The 21,202-nt window shown below is 54.0% G+C and carries 16 protein-coding genes; 4 read left to right on the top strand and 12 right to left on the bottom strand.

Features of this window, described 5'->3' with window-relative positions; translation table 11 throughout:
* Positions 1-41 precede the first annotated feature (41 nt).
* The 5 genes from HH215_RS22860 to HH215_RS22880 all read right to left on the bottom strand — a co-directional run bounded on the left by HH215_RS22860 (position 42) and on the right by HH215_RS22880 (position 4,998).
* Positions 42-947: a DUF2232 domain-containing protein gene (locus HH215_RS22860; RefSeq protein ID WP_169282007.1), complete on the bottom strand. Its 906-nt coding sequence runs from the start codon at positions 945-947 to the stop codon at positions 42-44.
* Positions 948-952: 5 nt separating this feature from the next.
* Complete coding sequence (locus HH215_RS22865) at positions 953-1,255, bottom strand: MazG-like family protein (RefSeq protein ID WP_169282008.1); 303 nt, start codon at positions 1,253-1,255, stop codon at positions 953-955.
* 152 nt (positions 1,256-1,407) lie between these two features.
* Positions 1,408-3,399, bottom strand: coding sequence for an amidohydrolase family protein (locus tag HH215_RS22870; protein ID WP_254450186.1), 1,992 nt, complete (start codon positions 3,397-3,399; stop codon positions 1,408-1,410).
* Positions 3,400-3,427: 28 nt separating this feature from the next.
* Complete coding sequence (locus HH215_RS22875) at positions 3,428-3,868, bottom strand: CBS domain-containing protein (protein ID WP_169282009.1); 441 nt, start codon at positions 3,866-3,868, stop codon at positions 3,428-3,430.
* A 95-nt stretch (positions 3,869-3,963) separates the two neighbouring features.
* Entirely contained in the window at positions 3,964-4,998 is a 1,035-nt protein-coding gene (locus tag HH215_RS22880) for an LCP family protein (protein WP_169282010.1), read from the bottom strand.
* A gap of 473 nt (positions 4,999-5,471) precedes the next feature.
* Here HH215_RS22880 and HH215_RS22885 point away from each other — a divergent pair, with 473 nt between their 5' ends.
* Entirely contained in the window at positions 5,472-6,398 is a 927-nt protein-coding gene (locus HH215_RS22885) for an ABC transporter ATP-binding protein (RefSeq protein ID WP_169282011.1), read from the top strand.
* Positions 6,391-7,347 (top strand): ABC transporter permease, encoded by a 957-nt coding sequence (locus HH215_RS22890; protein ID WP_254450187.1) that lies wholly within the window; start codon positions 6,391-6,393, stop codon positions 7,345-7,347. Before HH215_RS22885 ends, HH215_RS22890 begins: the two co-directional genes overlap by 8 nt.
* Positions 7,348-7,481: 134 nt before the next feature.
* On the opposite strand, the gene HH215_RS22895 is transcribed toward HH215_RS22890, so the two are convergent.
* The gene (locus HH215_RS22895; RefSeq protein ID WP_169282012.1) at positions 7,482-10,223 is read right to left on the bottom strand and encodes an FG-GAP-like repeat-containing protein; all 2,742 of its coding nucleotides are present in this window, start codon (positions 10,221-10,223) and stop codon (positions 7,482-7,484) included.
* Between the two features lie 72 nt (positions 10,224-10,295).
* Positions 10,296-12,977, bottom strand: a complete 2,682-nt coding sequence (locus HH215_RS22900; RefSeq protein WP_169282013.1) for a winged helix-turn-helix domain-containing protein — start codon at positions 12,975-12,977, stop codon at positions 10,296-10,298.
* 245 nt (positions 12,978-13,222) lie between these two features.
* On the opposite strand from HH215_RS22900, the gene HH215_RS22905 reads away from it, so the two are divergent.
* Positions 13,223-14,338, top strand: coding sequence for a metallophosphoesterase (locus HH215_RS22905; protein WP_169282014.1), 1,116 nt, complete (start codon positions 13,223-13,225; stop codon positions 14,336-14,338).
* 29 nt (positions 14,339-14,367) lie between these two features.
* On the opposite strand, the gene HH215_RS22910 is transcribed toward HH215_RS22905, so the two are convergent.
* Positions 14,368-15,063, bottom strand: coding sequence for an LrgB family protein (locus HH215_RS22910; protein ID WP_254450188.1), 696 nt, complete (start codon positions 15,061-15,063; stop codon positions 14,368-14,370).
* Positions 15,056-15,406, bottom strand: coding sequence for a CidA/LrgA family protein (locus HH215_RS22915; RefSeq protein ID WP_169282015.1), 351 nt, complete (start codon positions 15,404-15,406; stop codon positions 15,056-15,058). The genes HH215_RS22910 and HH215_RS22915 overlap by 8 nt, the downstream gene beginning before the upstream one ends.
* 521 nt (positions 15,407-15,927) lie before the next feature.
* Between HH215_RS22915 and HH215_RS22920 the strand changes: the two genes are divergently transcribed.
* Positions 15,928-17,109 carry an IS256 family transposase gene (locus HH215_RS22920; protein WP_169280657.1) on the top strand — a complete coding sequence of 394 codons (1,182 nt, stop codon included), beginning with the start codon at positions 15,928-15,930 and terminating at the stop codon, positions 17,107-17,109.
* A gap of 538 nt (positions 17,110-17,647) precedes the next feature.
* On the opposite strand, the gene HH215_RS22925 is transcribed toward HH215_RS22920, so the two are convergent.
* The 3 genes from HH215_RS22925 to HH215_RS22935 form a co-directional block, all read right to left on the bottom strand.
* On the bottom strand, positions 17,648-19,039 hold the full coding sequence (locus tag HH215_RS22925; RefSeq protein WP_169282016.1) for an ADP-ribosylglycohydrolase family protein: 1,392 nt from the start codon (positions 19,037-19,039) through the stop codon (positions 17,648-17,650).
* A 254-nt stretch (positions 19,040-19,293) separates the two neighbouring features.
* Positions 19,294-20,226, bottom strand: a complete 933-nt coding sequence (locus HH215_RS22930; RefSeq protein WP_254450189.1) for a nucleoside hydrolase — start codon at positions 20,224-20,226, stop codon at positions 19,294-19,296.
* Positions 20,227-20,251: 25 nt separating this feature from the next.
* Complete coding sequence (locus tag HH215_RS22935; RefSeq protein ID WP_169282017.1) at positions 20,252-21,202, bottom strand: nucleoside hydrolase; 951 nt, start codon at positions 21,200-21,202, stop codon at positions 20,252-20,254.

Here is a 21,202-nt window from a genome sequence, read left to right on the forward strand (position 1 = left end):
GGAACAACTTATTCAAGATCCCCGTCGTTCCGGATCGAACCTTATTTCACGAAATATTTACGCAGCGGGAACGCCGCGTCGATCAGACCGATGATGTGGGCCGGAGGAAGCAGCATTAGCGGTATGCACAGCAACAGCGGAACCACTTTCGGCCATTTCTTGGCATCCGCCAGGAAGAAGAAAAACCCGATCGCCTGGATAACGAAGACCATCTGCAGAATCGGCACCAGATTCGATACGGCGATCTTCCAATACCCGCTGTCGCCCTCCGGCATAACGAGCAAAGCAATCATCGCGATTACATAATACAGCACCAAGCTTTTCGGTACTCTCCAAGTCTTCGCTTGCGGCAAGGCAGGGGCTTGAAAACCTACCGTGCGCAACGCCAAACGGGATAAGGCATGGGTAACGATCGTAAAGAATAGAGCGGAAAGCAGCAGCAGCATCGGCAACAAATTCATGATCACGTCGCTATAGGCCGTTGCCATCTCTGCAGCCCAGCCCGAGGTGACGATCTGGGCAGCTTCGAATTGCTTGAAATTGTCCGCCAACATCGCGGCTAATTCCGCTTTCAGATCGATATCGAACATGACGGAAAATAAGACTAACTCCAGCAGTAACTGAGCCAGAACGATAACGAATCCGACCGTGACCGCCAACCTGGCCGTTTTCCCCTTCTTATACAGATGCCCCATCGCGATAGCAGGAACCAGGAAAAAGAAGGCGAGCGTCGCCACGACCGGACCGAATGATCCCGACAGGAAAAACGCGATTACCCCGATGGGGATGAGATGCATGATGAACATCTTAGGGTTAAACATCGTATATAGAACAACGAACGGTGTCATCACCAGGAAAATCGTGATGAAATTCAAAGGCGTCGCTAGCGTAAGCAGCAACAATACGGCCGCCGCGCTCCAGACCAGCGACTTCCAGCTTATGTTCAACCCATTCACCTCTTGCGGATATGTTCGGACAATTCGGTTAAATCTTGGTACTGATCTTCCAACTGATGTCCTTCTTGCTTAAGCTTCGCTAACTTGTCCGAAATCGCCTTATCGAGGTCGCGGTAGGGAATACCTAATCGGCGGCCCAGAATATACGTGCTTGCGATCAAACCCGCCAGACCGTCGACGACCCGGGACGTGCTGCCATCCCACATCGCCTTGAATAGCCGGGACGTCTGATCGACGACCTCGGTTTTCAGCCACTCGATCATCCGTGCCCTAGTCGCGACATCCAAGTCTCGTTCCATCGCTACTCCTCCTACGCTTCAACTCGTCTTAGCTGTAGAAGTCCAGAAAGCTGCAAACTTCATTATATCATAAAACCCGCGTCCCACGACAAGCCAACAAAAACCCGGAAACGATGATCGTCTCCGGGTTTTCTATCCGCTTATGGCAATACTTATGCTGCATCCAGCTTGTAGTCGCTGCTTTCTTTCGTCAACTTCCATCCTTGGGACTTCAGTGCCGATAAAGGGACGTAATTACGATCTCCAACGGACAATAGTTCCGTCGAGACGCCATTTTCCCACGCAAGCTGGTAACCCCGCTCCAGAATCAACTCGCCGACTTGAGGCTTCGGCACGTTTACTTTACTTGCGGTGCCTCCGCTAATCGCCGTGCCTTTGCGAGCGATCTTATCCCATGTCACTTCATAGCCATGAGCCTTTAACGATTCAAGATCTACATAGTTCGCGCCGCGATATTCCAACAACGATAACGGACTGCCTTCCCAAGTCAGCGTCGACCCGCCCGCTTTCACGCGGAGGAACTCGCTCTTGATCGGTTGCCCGACGTGAACGTCCTTATGAATGCCCTTCTCGTCTAGCGCCACTTGGCCGTTCACGAGTACGTACTCGATGCCCGCGGATACGATCTCCGGCTTCTCGACCGTCGACTTGTCGTTAATCGTGTTATAGTCGAACACGACGATGTCCGCGTCCATTCCTTTGGCGATCCGGCCTTTCTTCTGCAAGGCGGGAGCTTGCTTCTCCAACCGTTGAGCGGGCATAAGCGACATCTTCGCGATCGCGTCGGAGAGCGAGATCACCTGCTCCTTCCGAACGTACAGACCGATCGTTCTGGCGAACGTTCCGGAAGCTCTCGGATGATTATTGAAGCCGGGCTCAAGAATCGCATCGCTTCCGATCATAACGTAAGGCGCTTTCAGCGAATCGATAACGTCCTGCTTCGGAATCGCATACGCGACCGCGAGCTTGCCTTCCAGTTGATACTTTCTGAATGTTTCCGCCGTAAGCCGTTCATTCGTTCCCGCGATCTGCAGATCCTTGTAAGTGATGCGGAACCGTTCTTGCCAACCTTCATCGAACCTTGCCGAATTCAAGTACGTTCCCCAATAATCGTATGGATAGATACAAGACGTGATGTCCAGTCCTTCCGCGATCGCGTCCGCGACCATCTTAAGCGATTGCGTCATGGAGAACGTGCCGCCGGTGCTGTTAATATGGTCGATATGGACCGCCGCGCCAGATGCGCGCGCATACCCGATCAATTCTTTGATCGCATCGATGTTCGTCCCCGGCTCTTCCATGTCGGAATATCTCGCGTGGAAGTAAACCGGTACGTTATACTTGTGAGCCAGCTTCATCAGCGGCAAGATTTCCTTATCGTTCACGCCCGGTACGTATTCCAAGCTGAATGAAATCCCGAGCACTCCGTTATTCAACGCCTTCTCCGCCTGATCGACCAACGTCTGCGTTTGCTCAGGCTTAGCGGTATCGTATCGGCTCAGCTTAAACTGATTGCGGGCTTGGGTATAGAAGAACGATGCGCCGAAATGCACCGGTGTCCGGTTGCGCTCGTAGTACGGATACCATTTCTCCGGACTTGACGTTCCGCCGTGCATCGCAATGTTCGCGGTCACGCCGTCGGCAATCTTATTCCATACGCCGATCGGATTCGGGTCATAGCTCAGGTTGTCTATGAAACCCGGCGCCACTACGAGGCCGGTTGCGTCAATGACTCGCTTGCCCTTAAGCTTCTGATCCGTCACTAGAACGATTTGACCGTCTTGAACGGCAACGTTGAGCCCTTCCCGATCCAGCTTCGTCTCGGGATTAATGACGCGACCGTTGGAGATGACCACGTCATAGGTTTTACCCAGTTCGGAAGCCGTCGGCACGTCGATCATGCCCGCTTCCTCCTCCACCGTCGTCGGTGTAGAGGCGGTTGGCTCGTTACTCTCTGGCGTATGGGAGTTCGAGGCGTCTTTTGTCGCTTTCGCGCTCGGACCGGCGGATGACACCCGGTCCGTATCCCGGTCCGCGAATAAAGTCGTCGCGGCCCATGCCCCGCCTGCGACGATCGCGATCGCAATCACGATCATGAACGGGAAAATCCTGCGTTTAGGTCTATTATGCCGGCTGTAGCTCATCGTTCCTCCATGGTTGTCCCATATTTTCCTACGCTTCCCTCTTCAATCCTTTTTCATCCGACTGAATGGGGAGAAGCAACTTCTCGCAGTAATCGATAATATCGCTCCGGCGCACGATTCCGATGAAACGGTTCATATCGTCCACGACGGGAACGAAGTTTTGCGTCTTGGCCAAGGAAATCAGATCTTCCATGTTCGCGTCGATGCGGACCGCCAAGTTATTCATTCTTAATGGAACGTCGCAAAGCGACGCGCGATGAAGCTGATCGAAGCTAAGATCCGGGTTTGCTTTCAAATACCACAGCAAATCTCCTTCGGTTACGGTCGATTTGTACTCTCCCGTTTCGCTAATGACGGGCACGGCCGTATAGCGATGGCGTTCCATTTTCTCCAACGTCTGTCGTAAGGTCGCATCTTCGCTTACGCAGACGACCTCTTGCTTAGGCAGCAAGAAAAAAGCAATGTTCATTAATTAGTCCTCCTCCGTCCGAATCAAACGGCAGTGACCCCATTATATCATGTTGAGCTCTAGATTCACCATTGGAGATGCCACATCTTGTCATTTTATGCGGCTTGATTGTTGGATGTCTTCTTGTCCGTAGATTCATCCGGGTCTCCCGGAACCGTTAATTGATCCTCGGGCGTTTCCGGATTCAACCAAGCCGCGACCGTTGTGCGAACCTGATTCAGATCGTCCTCATCCGTAACGAAGTACCAAAGATTTTGTCTCCCCATCCGTTTTCCGTCGCCTTTTAACGTATAGCTTTGGATGTTTTGGCCGGTTTGCAGGAACTGCTTGGCCAGATCGCTCATCGACGCGGGCGGCAGATCCGTGATGAAATTATCGCCGACGATATCCAATACTTCCGGGATGTTGTTCCATTGCTTCAGGGAAGCCGCCTTATGAACCAATTCCTCCAGGAATACGCGGTTACGTTCGGTTCTGGACATATCTCCGCCGGCATCTTCGCGATAACGCACATAGTTCAACGCCTCTACGCCGCTATAACTATCCTTATTCGCTTTGACGGTAAACTTCTCATGATCCGCGCCTTTGTTGACGATGTCTTTGCCGATCGGCAGATGGATGCCTCCCAGCTTATCTACGACTTTAATGAAGCCTTGAAAATTGATGGACGCATAGTGGTCGATCTTCGCTTCAAGCAGCTTCTCCACGCTGTCTACCGCCATTTCGGGTCCGCCGAAAGCGTACGCGTGCGTGATTTTATCCATTTTATCCTTCCCGACGATGTCCGCATACGTATCCCTCGGAATCGAAATCATCAGAACGTTGCCGTCTTTGGGACGAACGACCGTATAGATAAGCGTGTCCGAACGACCCCGTTCGCGCGCACGCGCGTCAACTCCCATAAGCAGCATGCTGAACGGATCCTCGACCTGAGGAGGCTCGCTGGCGGTCGGCCGGTTCGTAAGCGGTTTGTAAGAACCCGCGAAGCTTTTCTCGACTTTATCGGACAGAAACCAATCATATCCTAGCGCCGACAGCGCTCCCCTATTCGCATAACCGACCCCGACCAATACGATTAGAGCCATGACCGTAGATACGACGGCAATTTTAAGACGACGATGTTTTTTCATGTTTCTTCTCTCCCTCTCCTAATTCCGCTATCTATTATCTCTCTATTTATCTCAATTTCTCTGAACGTCAAATAGAGGTTGTTCAAAAATTCCGATTTTGATCACGAAGCCGACCTAGAAGCGTACTCGACATCGAATCTTGAATTCAGCCGGCCCTTCCGGTACTCACGTAGGTTCTTCCTACGCTCCGTTCCTCAGTCCCTAAGCTTCATCCAACCTTCTCGGTGCTGAAAACCGAACTTTTTGAACTCGCACATATAGACGATTTACAAGATATCATTGTTACATATTCACCTTAATCTTTCATTAACCGGTAAAAATAAAATTGAAAAGCTTCCTCCCGATCCAAGTTCAACCATGCGATACTCGACTAAAGTATAGGTTGCAAACTCTCCTCAAGACCATGATGGAACGGACCTTTTATTCGTTATACTCAGTCTTGCAAGCGAAACAAATTGGGAGGTTAGTCGAACATGCAAGAAGCCGTGTTACAGCTTCGTAACGTATCCAAAACGATCGGCAAACGCACTATCGTCGACGGTTTGTCCTTTGATGTACCCGCGGGAGAAGTATTCGGATTTCTAGGCCCGAACGGTGCCGGTAAAACGACAACGATTCGGATGATCGTCGGATTGATCTCGATGACGAAGGGCGAGGTTTTCGTAAAAGGAGTCTCCGTCCGCAAGCAGTTCGAGCAAGCCATGACTCATATCGGAGCTATAGTAGAAAATCCCGAGATGTATAAGTTTCTCAGCGGATATCAGAATTTGATCCATTTCGCGCGTCGCCATTCCGGCGTGACGAAGGAACGCATAGATGAGGTCATCAAGCTCGTCGGCTTGCAGAACCGTATTCATGAGAAGGTCAAGCGTTATTCGCTTGGGATGAGACAGAGGCTCGGCGTCGCTCAAGCCCTTCTGCATCGTCCTTCCGTCTTGATCCTCGACGAACCGACGAACGGTCTAGATCCTGCCGGGATTCGCGAATTGCGCGATTACTTGCGCAAGCTCACGCAGGAGGAGGGAATCTCCGTTATCGTGTCGTCCCACTTGCTGTCGGAGATGGAATTGATGTGCGACCGCGTGGCGATTATCCAGGGGGGCAAATTAATCGACGTTCGCTCCTTGCAGGAAGAGGGAACGGGGGAATCGGCGCAGTTGAAGGTTACGATCGACGTGAATAATCCTCAACTGGCCTTACGGGTTCTATCCGAGTCCTTCCAGGATTTGAAAATCTCGATTTCGGGAGCTCAGCTTGAGCTCATGACCGATAAATCGCGTATCCCTGACATCGCGAGGCGCCTGGTTCTGGCGGATCTTGACGTCTACGGCATCTCCGCATCCCAAAAATCTCTGGAGGACAGATTCTTGGAAATGACCGGAGGTGAGATGGTTGTCTAAACTAGGAAATCTAATACGTAACGAGAACATGAAGATTTACCGTCGTCCCCGTACATGGATGATGATCGGATTCCTCTTGCTCGCCGTAGGACTGATGAGCGGCTTGATGAAATGGGACGAAAGCCGGAGCGACCATTCGAACTGGCAGCAAAGCTTAACCTCGCAAAATCAACAAATGCAGAAGCAATTGCAAGATGACAAAGAGATCGACACCGATTATCGGGAATATATGACCGACTCGATCAAGATCAACGAGTACTATTTAGCCAATAACATCAACCCTAACGAACAATCGTTATGGGATTACGTGAATAGCTCGGCCTCGATGGTCATGCTGGTCACGATCCTGACCGTCATCGTCGCCGCCGACATGATCGCGGCGGAATTCACCTGGGGTACGATCAAGTTATTGCTCGTCGGACCTGCTTCGCGGATGAAAATCATGATGAGTAAATATATCTCGACGATGATCTTCGCCCTATTGCTGCTCGTTATCATGTTCGCGGCCGCCTTCGGAGCAGGCGCCGTTCTTCAAGGCTTCGACGGATTGACGCTGCCTCATCTTACGATAGGCGCGGATGGACTCGTTCAGGAAACGTCCATGATCGCGGATTCGCTTCAGAAATACGGCTATGCCGTCGTCTCGCTGTTCATGTACGTCACGCTCGCCTTCATGATCTCGGCTGCGTTCCGCAGCTCTTCGATGGCGATCGCCTTCTCGCTCTTGTTCATGCTCGTCGGCAACACGCTCACGATGATCCTCAGCAGCTACAGTTGGTCGAAATATTTGCTCTTCGCGAACATTGACCTGACGCGGTATTTACCGGGCTCCGAGCCGATCCGGCCCGAGATGACGCTCGGATTCTCGATCTCGATGCTCGTCGCTTATTACGTCGTATTCCAGTTCGTCTCTTGGCTGTTGTTCACGAAACGCGACGTCGCGGCTTAAATTTTAGGAAAACCCCTTGCGGGCCTACATTTCTAGTAGGTACGCAAGGGGTTTTTGATTTCTTCTATGTTTTCCAGCGCAATAAATGCCGCTTTCTAATGGGGAAAGTTGCTTTCCGGGAAGAGACGCCGGTGCTATCGCCCCAGACGTTCCAGCAATCGCAGCATGGTGACCGCGCTTTCCGCGCGGGTAGCGGGCGCTCCCGGGACGAATCGGTTGTTTCCCGTGCCGAGCAGGATCCCCTTCTCATAGGCGGCTTGAATATAAGGCTTTGCCCAAGAAGGGATATCCCGGTCGTCCGAGAAAACCGTCGAGACGGCAGTCGTCGTCCACTTCATCGCCCTAGCGATCATGGCGGCCATCTCGGCTCTGGAGACCGGCTCGCCCGATCGGACAGAGCCGTCGGGATATCCCGTCAGGATTCCGTTCGCTGCGGCATAACGGATAGCGGAAGTTGCCCAAGCCGGAATGTCTTCGGCGTCGACGAACGGGATACCGGGGGGCCGCCCGTTGTCGGAGGAATTTCCTAGCGTCCGCGCGAGCATGGCCGCGAATTCCGCCCGCGTGACGGGGCGATCAGGCTCGAAAGCCTCGGCGGAGACGCCCTGAACGATGCCGCTCTTCGTGGCATCGCAGAGCCGGGCCTTGGCCCAATGGCCGTCAAGGTCGGCGAAGGAGCAAGCCTTCTCCGCGGGGGCCGGAGGAATTCGCTCGATTCGGATCGCGATCTTCTTCAACGTTCCGTCTTGCGCCTTCAAGGAAAATTCGATCGGATTGATTCCCATCCGCAGAGAGAGCCTTTTCGTGCCGAGGATGATCGCGTTATCTAACTTGACGACGGTAGATTCCTCTTCCGGCGTTAGTCGGATTTCGATCTCTTCCGCATCCGTGGTCGCCGTATACTCCGCGATGCGGCTTGCGAACTCGGGGGTCAGCGGCAGCGGTTTGCCGTTCGCGAACAGAACAAGCTCTCTTGCGTTCGCGTTGCCGGACAACGGAGCGGCAGTGCCGTTAGTCCCGCCCGGAGCGGAAGGAGGGATCGCGGCCGTTGAGACCGTGCGGCTTAGCCCGGAGCTCTCGTTGTTCGCCGCATCCTTGGCCACGACGGTAAAGGCATATTCCGTTCCCGACGTTAACCCGGAGACGGGGTAGGCATAAACGCTCCCCGTCACGGTAGCGATCGGAGCGGGATTGCCTCCGACATAAATCTCGTAAGCTTCGACGCTTACGTTATCCGACGCGGCCGGCCAGCCGAGAGAGAGGCTCGTTGACGCGATGCCGGTCGCGTCGAGCGAAGCGCCGGCGGGCCATGTCGGCGCTTCCGTATCCGGGAGCGGAGCGGACGGGTCGTCGTCCACGATCGTCGCCGCGGCGGATGCCGGGGTGCCGATCGCGGCTCCTTCCGACGGATTGGACAGCGACAGCGTAAACGTTTCGTCCGTTTCATGAACGGAGTCGTCCAGGATCGGAACGGAAATCGTCCGTAAAGTTTCCCCTGGGCCGAAGGCGAGCGTGCCGTTAGAAGCCTCGTAGTCGCTTCCCGCCGTCGCCGTTCCGTCCGCCGTCGCGTAATCTACAGTGGCCGTGCCGTAACTGCCTCCGTCGCGATAAACCGCGAAGGTAACGGAGCCGTCTCCCTCCGCCGCCGAATAAGCGGAAGACGAGAGCCGGAACGTCCCCGGGACGACCGAGTTAAAAACGAGAAGATGCGAGGATGAATTGTTCAAGGACGTCAGGACGGCGATATCGCTTCGGTTGTCGCCGTTAAACATCTCGCTGACCGAAGAACCGGGCTGGATAGAGTGGCCCGCTCCCGGCGCGTATACGTCTGCCGTCGAATACGCGCCGTCTTCCCTTCCGAGCAAGAGGGAAATCCGGTCTTCGCGGACGAGGGCGATATCGGTTCTGCCGTCCTCGTCGTAGTCGCCATGGCTGAGACCTTGGGCGTCGATGTCGGTCAGAAAAGAGGAGGACTGATTCAATATCCTGTCTCGGCTGCCGAAAACGATGTAAATTCCCGGCGCCGAGGAGTCGGAGACAACGACGTCGCCTAGGCCGTCTCCGTTAACGTCGTAGCTGTCCAGGGCGACGGGAGATGCTCCGGCCCAGATGTCCGGAGCGACGGCGAAGGTGCCTTCGCCGTTGCTGTACAGGGCCGTAAGCGTTCGCGGGGCGGTGTCGCTTATGCAGACCAGATCCGTTTTCCCGTCTCCGTCCAAGTCGGACGCTTGGCAATCTTTGATCGCCGAAGTGATCTGCGGAGTAAGGTGGGAGAGCTTGAGCGAGCCGGTTTCGTCCCCGAGGGCAACCGCCACCCACCCGTTCAGCGTAACCGCCACGTCGGATTTCCCGTCGCCGTTGAAGTCTCCGACGATCGGAATGGAGTCGGTTGGCGGAAAGATTCCCGTTTGCGGAAAGAAGGGAACCGGGTTTGCGAAAGTTCCGTCGCCGTTTCCAAACAGAGTCGTCCCGTATGGAGTCGTCACATAAATCCCGCCACCGGACTCGCCGTTGTTGGTCGTATGTATGTGGTAGGTGAAGAGATCGAGCTTCCCGTCCCCGTTGAAATCCCCCGTTGCAAGATTGGCGGGAAATTCCACCGCGTAAGATTCCCCGGTCCGAAAGGTGCCGTCCCCGTTGCCCAACCGGATTTGTACCGTATTCGTTCCGTAGACGCCGACGGCCAGATCGGCCAAGCCGTCCCGGTTAAAGTCTCCGACGGTCATTTCGTAGGACACGGAAGCCAAGCGATAATCCTCCGCCTCCTGCAACAATCCCGCCGCGAAAGCGCCCGCCGGAAGCGCCAACATCCCCGACAACAGGCCGGCGATTAGCGCAAGCGGCCTCCGTGCGCGCTGATGAATCCCTTTCGACATGATTCTCGCTCATCTCCTAATCGTTCGATTAGGGATAAGTATATCGGACAAGCTAGCGCCGCAAGAGTTATATTAGGGGTTATATTCTTTTGGATAGCCACCCTTGACCGGCGGTTCGCGAAGCCGCTTTTCCCGAACGGCCCAACGGATCGCTTGTTCGCGGTTGTCCACGTTCAGTTTCTTGTAAATCCGGTTCAAATGGATTTTGAGAGTCCCCACGCTGATGAACAAGTCGTCGGCGATTTGCTGGTTCGTAGCCCCGGTCGACACGCGATCGAGAATTTCCCACTGCCTGGCGGACAATTCCTCCGACGCATCGGGGGGGATCGCGGCGGCATTGCGGGGGTTTGACACGCGTCCGGATTCTTCCGGGGTCGCTCCGCCGAAGGCGGACAAAAGCATTCGGATATACCTCGCTGACACGTGCCGCAGCTCGCCGGAGACGACCCGGTCCAGCGTATGCCGCAGCAGGTTCGCCATCGGTACGCCTTCGTCGGTGTACAGGTGGACGTAGCCTTCCCTCTCGGCGAGACGAAGCCCGTCGCTCAACAGTTCCGTTGCTCGTTCGACTCTCCCTTCCGCGCCGTGGATCATCGCTTGCAAATTGACGAACTCGACATGGCTGAGCGTACGGCCCTCTTTTTCCGCGGACAGCGACAGCCTCTCCGCGTTTTCTAGCGCCATCGGCAAATGGCCGAGAGCCCGGAGCGACCGTATCCGCACCGTATGCTCATATTCGCGGACAACCTGGGCAGTATCGCTTAAATAAACGGCTGTCCGCTTCAGCCACTCGGCGGCCTCCTCGCGACAGGCTTCCGCTAACCGCCGTTCGACCAAGAACGCCCCGACGACCCTGGACCATATGGAAGAGCCGGCGGGAATAGGGCTGCGGGAAAGCTCGTGCAGAAGATCGGCGGCTTGCCCGCGATGGCCCAGCTTTGCCTTGAGCTTAATCAGGCTCATCATGGCGGGAACCCAGAGGCCCGGATTGCGCGACGATTCGCCGATCCGCACGCCCTTAAGCAAGCTTTCTTCGGCCGCGGGCAGACGATTCCATTCGTACAGAATCTCGCCGAGCACGGCGTAGCTGTAACCGGTAGCCAGCGTATTGGCAGGATCGGCCGCGACGTCCGGCTCCATTTGCTTCAAGTAGGCGGCGGCTTTGCGCAGATGTCCGTTCATGCCGAGTAAGCCTCTGGACAGCCTGGCCTCGTGCGTATTGAAGTCGATTCCGATTCGGATGAAGTCGCTGATCGCCGTTTTCCGTACGACGGATTCTTTGGCGTAGGCCAGGGCGGATCGCAAGTCTCTACGGTAAAAGGCCGACATCATCCGCACAAGAGCGGCTTCCCCGAGCCAATCGTTCAGCGATTCGGAGTCATCGGCTCGCGAGGCGGATTTCAACAGGGTCCGGCCCGACTTGCGCAGCCCGCTCTCTGCTTCGACGCTTAGACCGGACAGCAGGGCGGACCAAGCGTATGCGATGGAGAGGCGCTCCGAGCCGTGCACCATTCGGGAAGGGAGTTGATCCAGCCAGCTTTTGAGCAAGCTCCAGGAGCCCTCCTTGAGCAGATAGGGCGCAAGTTCGCCGATGCGAGACCCCGCTTGGACATATTCGGCCGCGCGGAGCCAATAAGGAACCGCTTCGCGTTCATACCCGGTTTCCTGGAGCCATAGCGCTGCTTGGCGCGTCAAGTCCAAGTCGAGCCTTTCGTCCAGCCTACGGAGCTTGTCCCGCAGAAATTCGGCGAAGAGGGGATGGTATCTATACCATTCTCCTCGGTCGTCCAGCGGAACGATGAACAATCCCGACTTGACCAAACGCTCCAGACTCTCTCCCCCGTCCGTCCTCCCGGTCAGCCGGTTGCACAGGGGGGCCGACATTCGGTCCAAGACGGACGTGCGAAGCAGAAAATGCCGAAGCTCCTCCGATTGCCCGGCAAAAACTTCTTCGGCTAGATATTCTTTAATATGGCGCCGTCCGCCGTTCACCGAATCGATGAATTCCGAACGATCGTCCCGAACGTCCAGCGCCAGGGCGAACAGCTTGATTCCGGTAATCCAGCCTTCCGTCTTCCCGACGAAGCTGGCTACGTCGTCCGGGGAGAGGCCGAGCTTCAGCCCGTCATTCAAATAAGAGGACGCTTCCTCCGGTCGAAAACGCAAATCGGAAACGCCGAGCTCGAGCAGCCGGCCGTTCGCGCGCAGCCGAGCGACCTGGAATCCGGGGTTGGAGCGGCTGAGGACGATCAGACGGACGAACGGTGGTAGTCGATCGAGCCATTTTTCTAGCTGTCGATGGATTTCCGGGTTGCCAATATGGTGATAGTCGTCCAGTACGACGGCCAGATTTTTATTAAGCCGGTACAGACTTTCCGTTAGCCGGTCGATGCGGACTTCTAGCGGCTGGAGGGAGGCGTCCATGTCTAGAATGTAAGAATCGTCCTTGAACACGGTCGACTCCCGGATGGAAGCGGCGACTCCGTTCCAGAATCGGACGGCGTCGTTATCCTCCGGATCGAGGGACAGCCAGCCGACGGGGATAAGCGAACGGCGGGCCCAATCGGAGACGGCGGTCGTTTTACCATAGCCGGATGGCGCCGTTACGAGCGTTAATGATGGCCCCGAATCGGCGCTCAATATATTGTCCAAGCGCGGTCGGGGCCGATTTCCCTCGTTCAGCGGGGGAATCCTGATCTTGCCGGTCGGAATGAACATGGCGGAATCTGCGCGGCTCCTTGTTAAGGCGTTCAAGTCTACTGCTTCCATTATACAATACTATACATTCGCGTATTTCCGGCCTTAACTTATTTAAACCGAAACGCCTGCTTCCCCGAATGAAGGGAAACGACGTTTCGACTTTGAGACAGGCATGCACTGGATGTCCGATCAAGCGAAGTCGAGGTTTGGAATCTAGCACCCGTCGATGGTATGCTATCCAAAAGGTTCGTTAGCGCTCGTCATCCAGAACCCTACTATTATACGAGAAGAGGTCGAGCATGTTCGTCTTATTCGCTATTTTAGCCCTAATCGTCTACGGTTTTCTTGTTTTCTATATCGGCTGGAGCGGATGGCGCTGGATGAAACCGAGAGAATTCGCCTCGTTCAAAACCGTCTATATCGTTGCGATCGTTTTTCTAGCCCTTTCATTCGTATTCGGTCGGTTGTTGCCCGATATCGCGTTCCTGAGCATGATCGGGTCGTACTGGATCGCCATATTCGCGCTGCTAGTCATGCTGTTGCCGATCGTTCATGTCATCCTATGGTTGCTTAGGCTGACGCCGCTACCTCGCCATCGCGCGCAAAAGTGGGCAGGCTTCCTCACGTTGGCCGCGCTCGTGGCGCTAATCGGATACGGTACGTTTAACGCATACAGTCCGGTCGTGCGCGCTTACGATGTCAACATCGACAAAGACGTTCAAGGATTGGACAAGCTGAACGTCGTCATGGTGGCGGACACGCACTTCGGCCTGCTATCCGGTCCTTCGCATGCCAGACGCATGGTAGAGGAGATCAACAAATTAGAACCCGATATCGTCTTGTACCCGGGCGATATTATCGACGACAATTTGGACGCTTATCTGGATAGCGGAATCGACGATATTATAAGCGAAGTTAAATCGAAGTACGGAGTATACGCGACTCTCGGCAATCACGACAAGTTGGACGGTCCCGTCGAGAAGCTGATCGAAGCATTGGAACGCAGCAATATGAACGTGTTGTACGACGAAACGATAACGATTATGGACGACAAGCTAACGCTGATCGGCCGCAAAGACCGGACGGAAACCGACCGATCCGACGTGGCGGCGCTCGTAAATGGCGTCGATGTGAGCCGGCCGATGATTTTGTTGGACCACCAACCGTACGACCTGGATATCGCCGCGCAGAACGGCATCGATTTAATGGTGTCCGGACACACTCACCGAGGACAGATCGCCCCCGGTCACCTGCTCACCCGGGCCCTCTACGAGAATGACTGGGGACATGTGCGGAAGGGCTCATTCCATTCCATCGTCACTTCCGGTTACGGCTTCTGGGGCCCGCCGATCCGGATCGGCAGCCGTTCCGAAATCGTCCGGATCAACCTTACTTTTTCCTCGACGACCGGTTGAAGCAATTCCGCCAACCCAGCCGCCAGCCGTCATAAGAACAAATACAAAGGAACTGCATAAATAGAAGTCAATATTCCCGCAACGCCCATAGCGAACCCGCTGATGCCGCCGACCAATTCCGACTCGCGCATCACCCGGGCGGTGCCGATGCCGTGCGATGACGTGCCGATAGCCGTGCCCATGGACATCGGATCGCCGAAACCGGCCATTCGCAGCAGCTTCGGCCCGATCATGCTGCCGAGCAAGCCGGTAAGCACCGTTAATACCGCCGCCAACTCCGGCTGTCCGCCGAGCTGGCGAACGACTTCGATCGAGATCGGCGCAGTCGCGGACTTCGGCATCATCGTAAGCATCAGCTCCCGCGTGCCTCCCAGCCCCCAGACCAGCGCGCCGGCGCTAGCCATGGCGCTCATCGTTCCGACCGCGATTCCGCCGAGGATCGCGGGCAATTGCCGCCGAATATACGCGGCGTGTTTATAGAGCGGAACGCCAAGCGCCACAGTAGCCGGGCCGAGCCAGAACTCGATCCAGCGGCCGCCGACCGCATAGGATTCATAGGGAACATCGAGCAACGCGAGCAGAGCCATAACGCCTACGCTAGCCGCTAGCAAGGGATGGAGCCACTTCCATCTGGCATGCAGCCCTTCTGCGCCTAAGTAGATCAGCACTGTGACCGCGATAGCGAATAGCGGCTCCGCGAACAACATCTCTTTCCAATCACTCATTGGCTTCCTTCTCTCCCGCCGTCCACGCCTTAGTCGCCCACCCTGTCACGAACAACGCGATTAAAGTGCTACCGAGCCAGCTCAACCCGATCGCCAGCCACTGCTCCTTCATAAAAGGAAAGAACAATTGGCTCGCCACGATGATCGGAATGAAGAACAACATCATGTGCCTTAGCAGGAAGTTCGCCGATACCTCCACCCACTCCAGCTTAATCCAACCTGCGAACAGGGAAACAACGAACAGTAAAAGCCCCAGCACGTTGGCGGGTAACGGAAGGGATAAAGCATGTTGCAGAATCATACCAAGAAGATGAAAGCCTAGTAAGATACCTATTCCTAACATGCTGCAATCACCCTTCTCCGAGCACATATATTCTCTCAACTTGAATTTAGAATTCAGCCTGCGCTCCTAGTATACACACCGAATCCCGGGATGGATAGACTTGGGATCGCAAGTATATCGTCAATAATTTAAGGCTCCAACCCAAAATCAGTATTTGACCTTCATTCGAAGTTGATTGTGGAAGTCTGCAATAGACAAACAATGTGGGGTAGAATCTATCGGTTGTGATTGAACCATTTTCACCCTGTATTAATGACGAAAACGGAATTCCGTTCCGCTATTGCGATATTTCAGATGAGTTTGAGGCGAATAGCGGAATGGTGTTCCGTTATTTCTTTGGGATTGGTGTGTTTTTTGTTTTGTGTGGCGAGATAGCGGAATTCCGTTCCGCTATTGCGGTATTCCAGGTGACTATGGGATGATGTAAAGTAGTCTGTGTACCAACATTTGGAGCCTTAACAGGCAACAAAAAAGTAGGGTATCCTCGGGATTACGACATCACCAAGAAGGAGCCCTACTCGATGACTACTATATCCGAAAATGCGTACGACAATCTACTTGAAAATGCTGTAAAAAAGCTGTTGCAGGAGAAACTAGAACTGCTCATGCGTGAAGAAATTAAGAACTACATGCTTAACGAGCAACAGGATCAGCGAAACAGTCGTAATGGTCACTACAAGCGTACGTTCCAAACCCGTTACGGAACCATAAACGAACTCCAAGTTCCTCGCGACCGTAAAGGGACTTTTCAAACACGTTTGTTCCAACCCTACCAACGTAGGGAAGGCTGGCTGGAAGAGGCCATCATTCATATGTACAAAGGCGGAATGAGCACACGCGAAGTTGCCAAGTTCATCGAGAGCATGTTCGGTACTCAGTATTCTCCGACCACCATCAGTAACATTACTCAGACGGTTATGGAGGACATCGAACAGTGGCAGAAGCGCCCGCTAGAGAAACGCTACTCCGTTATCTATTTGGACGGCCTCTATGTTAAGCTCAAACGTAATACAGTCAGTAGCGAGGCTGTTTACTTGGTCATGGGTATCGACGAGAAAGGGATACGTCAAATTCTAGGATTTTACGTCGGTGGCCAAGAGAGTTCTAACGTTTGGAAAGAGGTCTTAATTGACTTAAAGAACCGCGGAGCAACCGAAGTACTAGTTGGCGTTTTTGACGGACTACCTGGACTTGAGGAAGCTTTTCGAGCAGTGTATCCTCAAGCCGATGTGCAGCATTGTATCGTCCATAAAGTGAGAAGTACCTTTCCAAAAATTCGAGTCAACGATAAAACCGAGTTTCTCGAAGATTTGAAGGGTGTATACACGGCATTCGATGGCGATGTAGCTTTGGCGGTCTTCGATGGGTTCAAAGCCAAATGGAGCAAGCAATATCCGAAGGAAGTGAAGTCGTGGGAGGAACAACTCCCGACGTTACTGACCTTCTACAAGTTCCCAGCACTCACACGACCTGCGATTTACACTTCGAACCCCATTGAACGGACGAACAAAGAGTTACGCAAGCGCCTGAAGCCAATGAATAGTCTAACTAACATTGAAGCAGCAGAGAAAATCATCTACCTCCAATCCCTAGACTACAATGAGAAATGGTGCGGAAGAGCAATTCGAGGCTTTGTAGACCCGGACACCAAAGCAGCATTTGAGAAGATGTACACTGAGAAATATTCAAGACAAAGGACATAAAGCGGTAGCTCCCGCGCCTTCGCTTGAGCTACGCGCCTCAAGTCACACGACCTTAAACAAATTGATTTTTTCTATCCATCGTCCCGATGGAAAAACCTACTACACAGACTACTTGACGCTACCGACTATGGGGCGAATAGCGGAATGGTGTTCCGTTATTTCATTGGGATTGGTGTGTTTTCTATTTTGTGCGGCGAGATAGCGATACGAAATAACGTTATTTCGATTCGCCGGGCGCTTCGGAGTCACCTAGCGGTATCGCATAACGTTATTTCCTTGGAATGAGTCCTTTTTCTTCTTCTGTTACGAGATAGCGTTATCGTGTAACGTTATTGCGGTTCTCAGGGTAACTTTTGGGACGAATAGCGGTACGAGATAACGTTATTAGTTGCTGTTGAGCGTTCGACTCGCGTTCGATCGGAACCGGATCTCTGAATGAGACAGCGCCAGAGTATCGTAAAAATAAAACAGCGATCACAGAAAATAATCTGTAATCGCTGCTGCTTCAGATGTGCCAATTTGTTAGCCGATGGAATGATTACTGGACTTGATGCTTCCGCACCGCAGCAACCGTCCACTCGGACAATTCGGTAATTTTCATTTTCTTCATCACGCGTAAATACGTGTCGAGCACGTCTCCGATCGGATCGGTCCATTTGCTGTCGATGGAAGAAAGTCCATTCATGATGCCCAGCGCGGTAACGATTTGCGCTGCATTGCAATCGACGTCCTGACCCGCCATCGCAATGATGTGCAGTGTCTCGTCGAAGTCGCCGTTGCCGTACCACAGCGCTACCACTTCGGCCATCGCGTTCGGGTAAGCGTGTATCCAGTTGTATTGTTTGAACTTTTCCTCGCACAGCTTCCAAGTTTCCCGCCAATCGGCATGCTGACGGCACCATTCCAGGGTGGTCGATACGAATGCGTAATATTCGCTGTCGGATGGAATCGCGTCTACCGATAACTCAACGATTTTCCGAATATCCTTCTCGACGAAAGCGAGCGATACGAATACCGCGTTGAAGATTTCTCCCAGCACGCCGTTGTTCGCATGCGAGACGACCGCGTCCTTCCAAGCCAGCTTCGCCGCTTCCTTCGGGTTGCCCGGAGCAACCATGCCGCAGATCGCGCCGCGCATCTGAGCGCCGATCCATTCCCGGAACGGATTGTTGAAATATCCGCTTTCAGGCGGATAGATTCCGCTCCGGATGTTCTTCAAGGCGATATCTTCAGCGGACCAGCCGCTTGGTACGAGAGCTACCCATTCCTCCGCGATCCCCGCGGACGAAACCTCGTATCCAAACTTATCGAACGCGCTCAAGAAGGCGATCTCGAACGTAATGTCATCGTTATACGTATTCGGCTTACGCACGTAACTCCGAATTTCGCCGAACTTCTCCTGCAGCTTCTGCGACGTATACCCTTCGATCGCGGTTCCGAGCGCGCCGCCGACGATCTGGGCTAGCCATCCCGCGTACATGCGCGATGCGAATTCTTCCGCATGTACATTGTACGACCCGTAAGCAGGGAACTTCGCCTTAGCCTCGTACGCTTCCCATGTCTCGTAAGCTTGATAGCGCCAATAATCGGCTCCTTCGTCTTTCGGTAGACGGGACATCTCGTTCATCAGCCGCGCGGTAATCCGCTGAAGCTCCATCATGTCTTTCTTCTCGAACGCCGCTTCTCCAGCCTCGAGCAGAGGGAGCAGATGGTCGGTCTGATAGCCCATATTGTGCATCGATTGGACCGCCGCGACCGCCAGCATTTCCGGTGCTCCGGAGCCTGGAACGTTGCTGTGCCAGAACATTTTCAAAGTCATATCGTAGAATTCTTCCACCTGGTTCATCGCAAGCCAGGTTTGCTCTTCCTCGTCCAGAACGACCGGATTCGCGTTTTGCATCAAATGGTATGCTTTCTCCCATGCTTTCATATCATAATTCCTCCCCCGTTAATGTAGTTGTTCAAAAAATCCAATTCCCTAAGCTTCATCCAACCTTCTCGGTGCTGAAAACGAGACTTTTTGAACCCGCACTTAATGTAGTTCATGACAGTAGTTGCAATCTCGGGAAAAGCTTACTTGACCAGGATCAACATGAGCACCCCATATTCTGCTGGGTTCCTCGCGCGCTATGGTGCGCGTAAGTACCAGCCCAATCGTGCGCTTAACTTAGCTCTATGGCAGCCTTAAACGACCCGGCTCATAAAATGCCCAAGGAACCGGTCCGCGTCCACTTCGAGACAAACTTCTATGCTTGGCCGTTCGTCCGGAAGGGCGTCACGGTTGGCATAGGTTTGACCAGCAGTATCCCGCTCCTCCGTGACGACCCTCACAGGCATCGATTCCGTCCGGCAGAACGTAGGGTCGATGACCATACCTACCGCCAACGGATCATGCAGGGCACAGCCGCCGATCCCGGGGCTGAACCTCTCGTAAGCATCGATATAGAAATCCGTCGCGTCCGCCAGGAAGCGCGATATCTTGGTGTCTTTATCGCGCCATTCTTGCAGCCTAGTACGCGGCAGCAGCGTCTTCATCGTTACGTCTAGCCCGACCAGCTTTATCGGCAGTCCCGAGCCGAACACAATCTCGGCTGCTTCGGGATCGCTATGAATATTCGCTTCCGCATGCACAGTAACGTTACCGGGTACGGTGACAGCCCCTCCCATGATGACCACTTGTCCGACCAGCTTCACGAATTCCGGATCCAACCGAATAGCCGTGGCCAGATTGGTCATCGGACCTACGGCAACGATGTTTAATTGTCCGGGCATCCTCCGCACCTGCTCCACCATGAATTGCGCGGCGGTTAGCGACTCGGCTTGACCTCTTGGAAGAGCGTCAAGTAATGCGCCGCCCAAGCCGTCTTCGCCGTGCACGTGCTTGGCATACGAATCCTTATTCCGAGCCAACGGCTTGTCCGCTCCGGCGTACACCGGCACATGTTCGCTATCCAGCAACTCGAGCACGTACAGCGTGTTGCGAGTCGCTTCCTCAACGGTTACATTTCCGAACAGCGTCGTGATGCCGATCAGCTTCAATTCAGGAGAGTGCGTCGCATAAGCGATCGCCATCATGTCATCAATACCCGTATCCACGTCCAGAATCATCGGTTTCAAGTTTTTCGCCTCGCTGTCTTATCTGTTATAGGGTCTTGGAGTAATTCGACATCGTGCCGATCATCATATCCCAGAATTTGTCCTGATCGAGTTCTAACGCCACGTTTACGTTCGGTTCCTTGCCCGTTACCCCGAGCATATCGACCACGGTCATCCCGTAGCTAAATTCGCCCTTCGTCTCGATATCTACATGAAGCTTGCGGCAGGTAAATATGGACGGATCAATGCAATACGCGACGCAGCAGGCGTCATGGACAGGCGCGCCATCGAAGCCGAATACTTCCTTGTACGTGTGCATAAAAAATTGCAACAGTTCCACCACGAAATCGGAAACCGGATTGCCGATCTGCTTAAACCGCTCCTGAATTTCCGGAGTCGCCTGCGCTTTATGCGTCAAATCGAGCCCGAACATCGTTAGCGGCACGCCGCTCTCGAAGACGACCTTAGCCGCCTCGGCATCTACGAAAATGTTGAATTCCGCCGCAGGCGTCCAGTTGCCGAACGTGCCTCCGCCCATGAGGACGATTTCGCGAATTTTCGGTACGATCGCGGGTTCTTTGCGCATCGCCATCGCAATGTTCGTCAGCGGCGCAACAGGGATGAGCGTAATATCCCCATCGGAAGCAAGCAGCTCTCGAATAATAAAATCTACCGCATGCTCGGCCGCGATCGTCTTCGTCGGAGCCGGAAGCGAAGGACCGTCCATTCCGCTGTCGCCATGAATGTCTGCCGCCGTCTCCCGCTTACGCACGAGCGGTTGTGCCGAACCTTTAGCGACCGGAACATCCTTTAATCCTGCTATTTCGCATACCTTCAACGCGTTAATGGTCGTTTTATCGACTTCCGCATTGCCCGCCACGGTCGTAATTCCGATCAATTCAACCTTCGGGTTCGCTCCCGCCAGCAATATGGCAATGGCATCGTCATGCCCCGGATCGCAATCGATAATAATTTTCCTAACTTCTGTCTCCGCCAT

Source organism: Cohnella herbarum, assembly GCF_012849095.1.
Classification (GTDB): Bacteria; Bacillota; Bacilli; order Paenibacillales; family Paenibacillaceae; genus Cohnella; species Cohnella herbarum.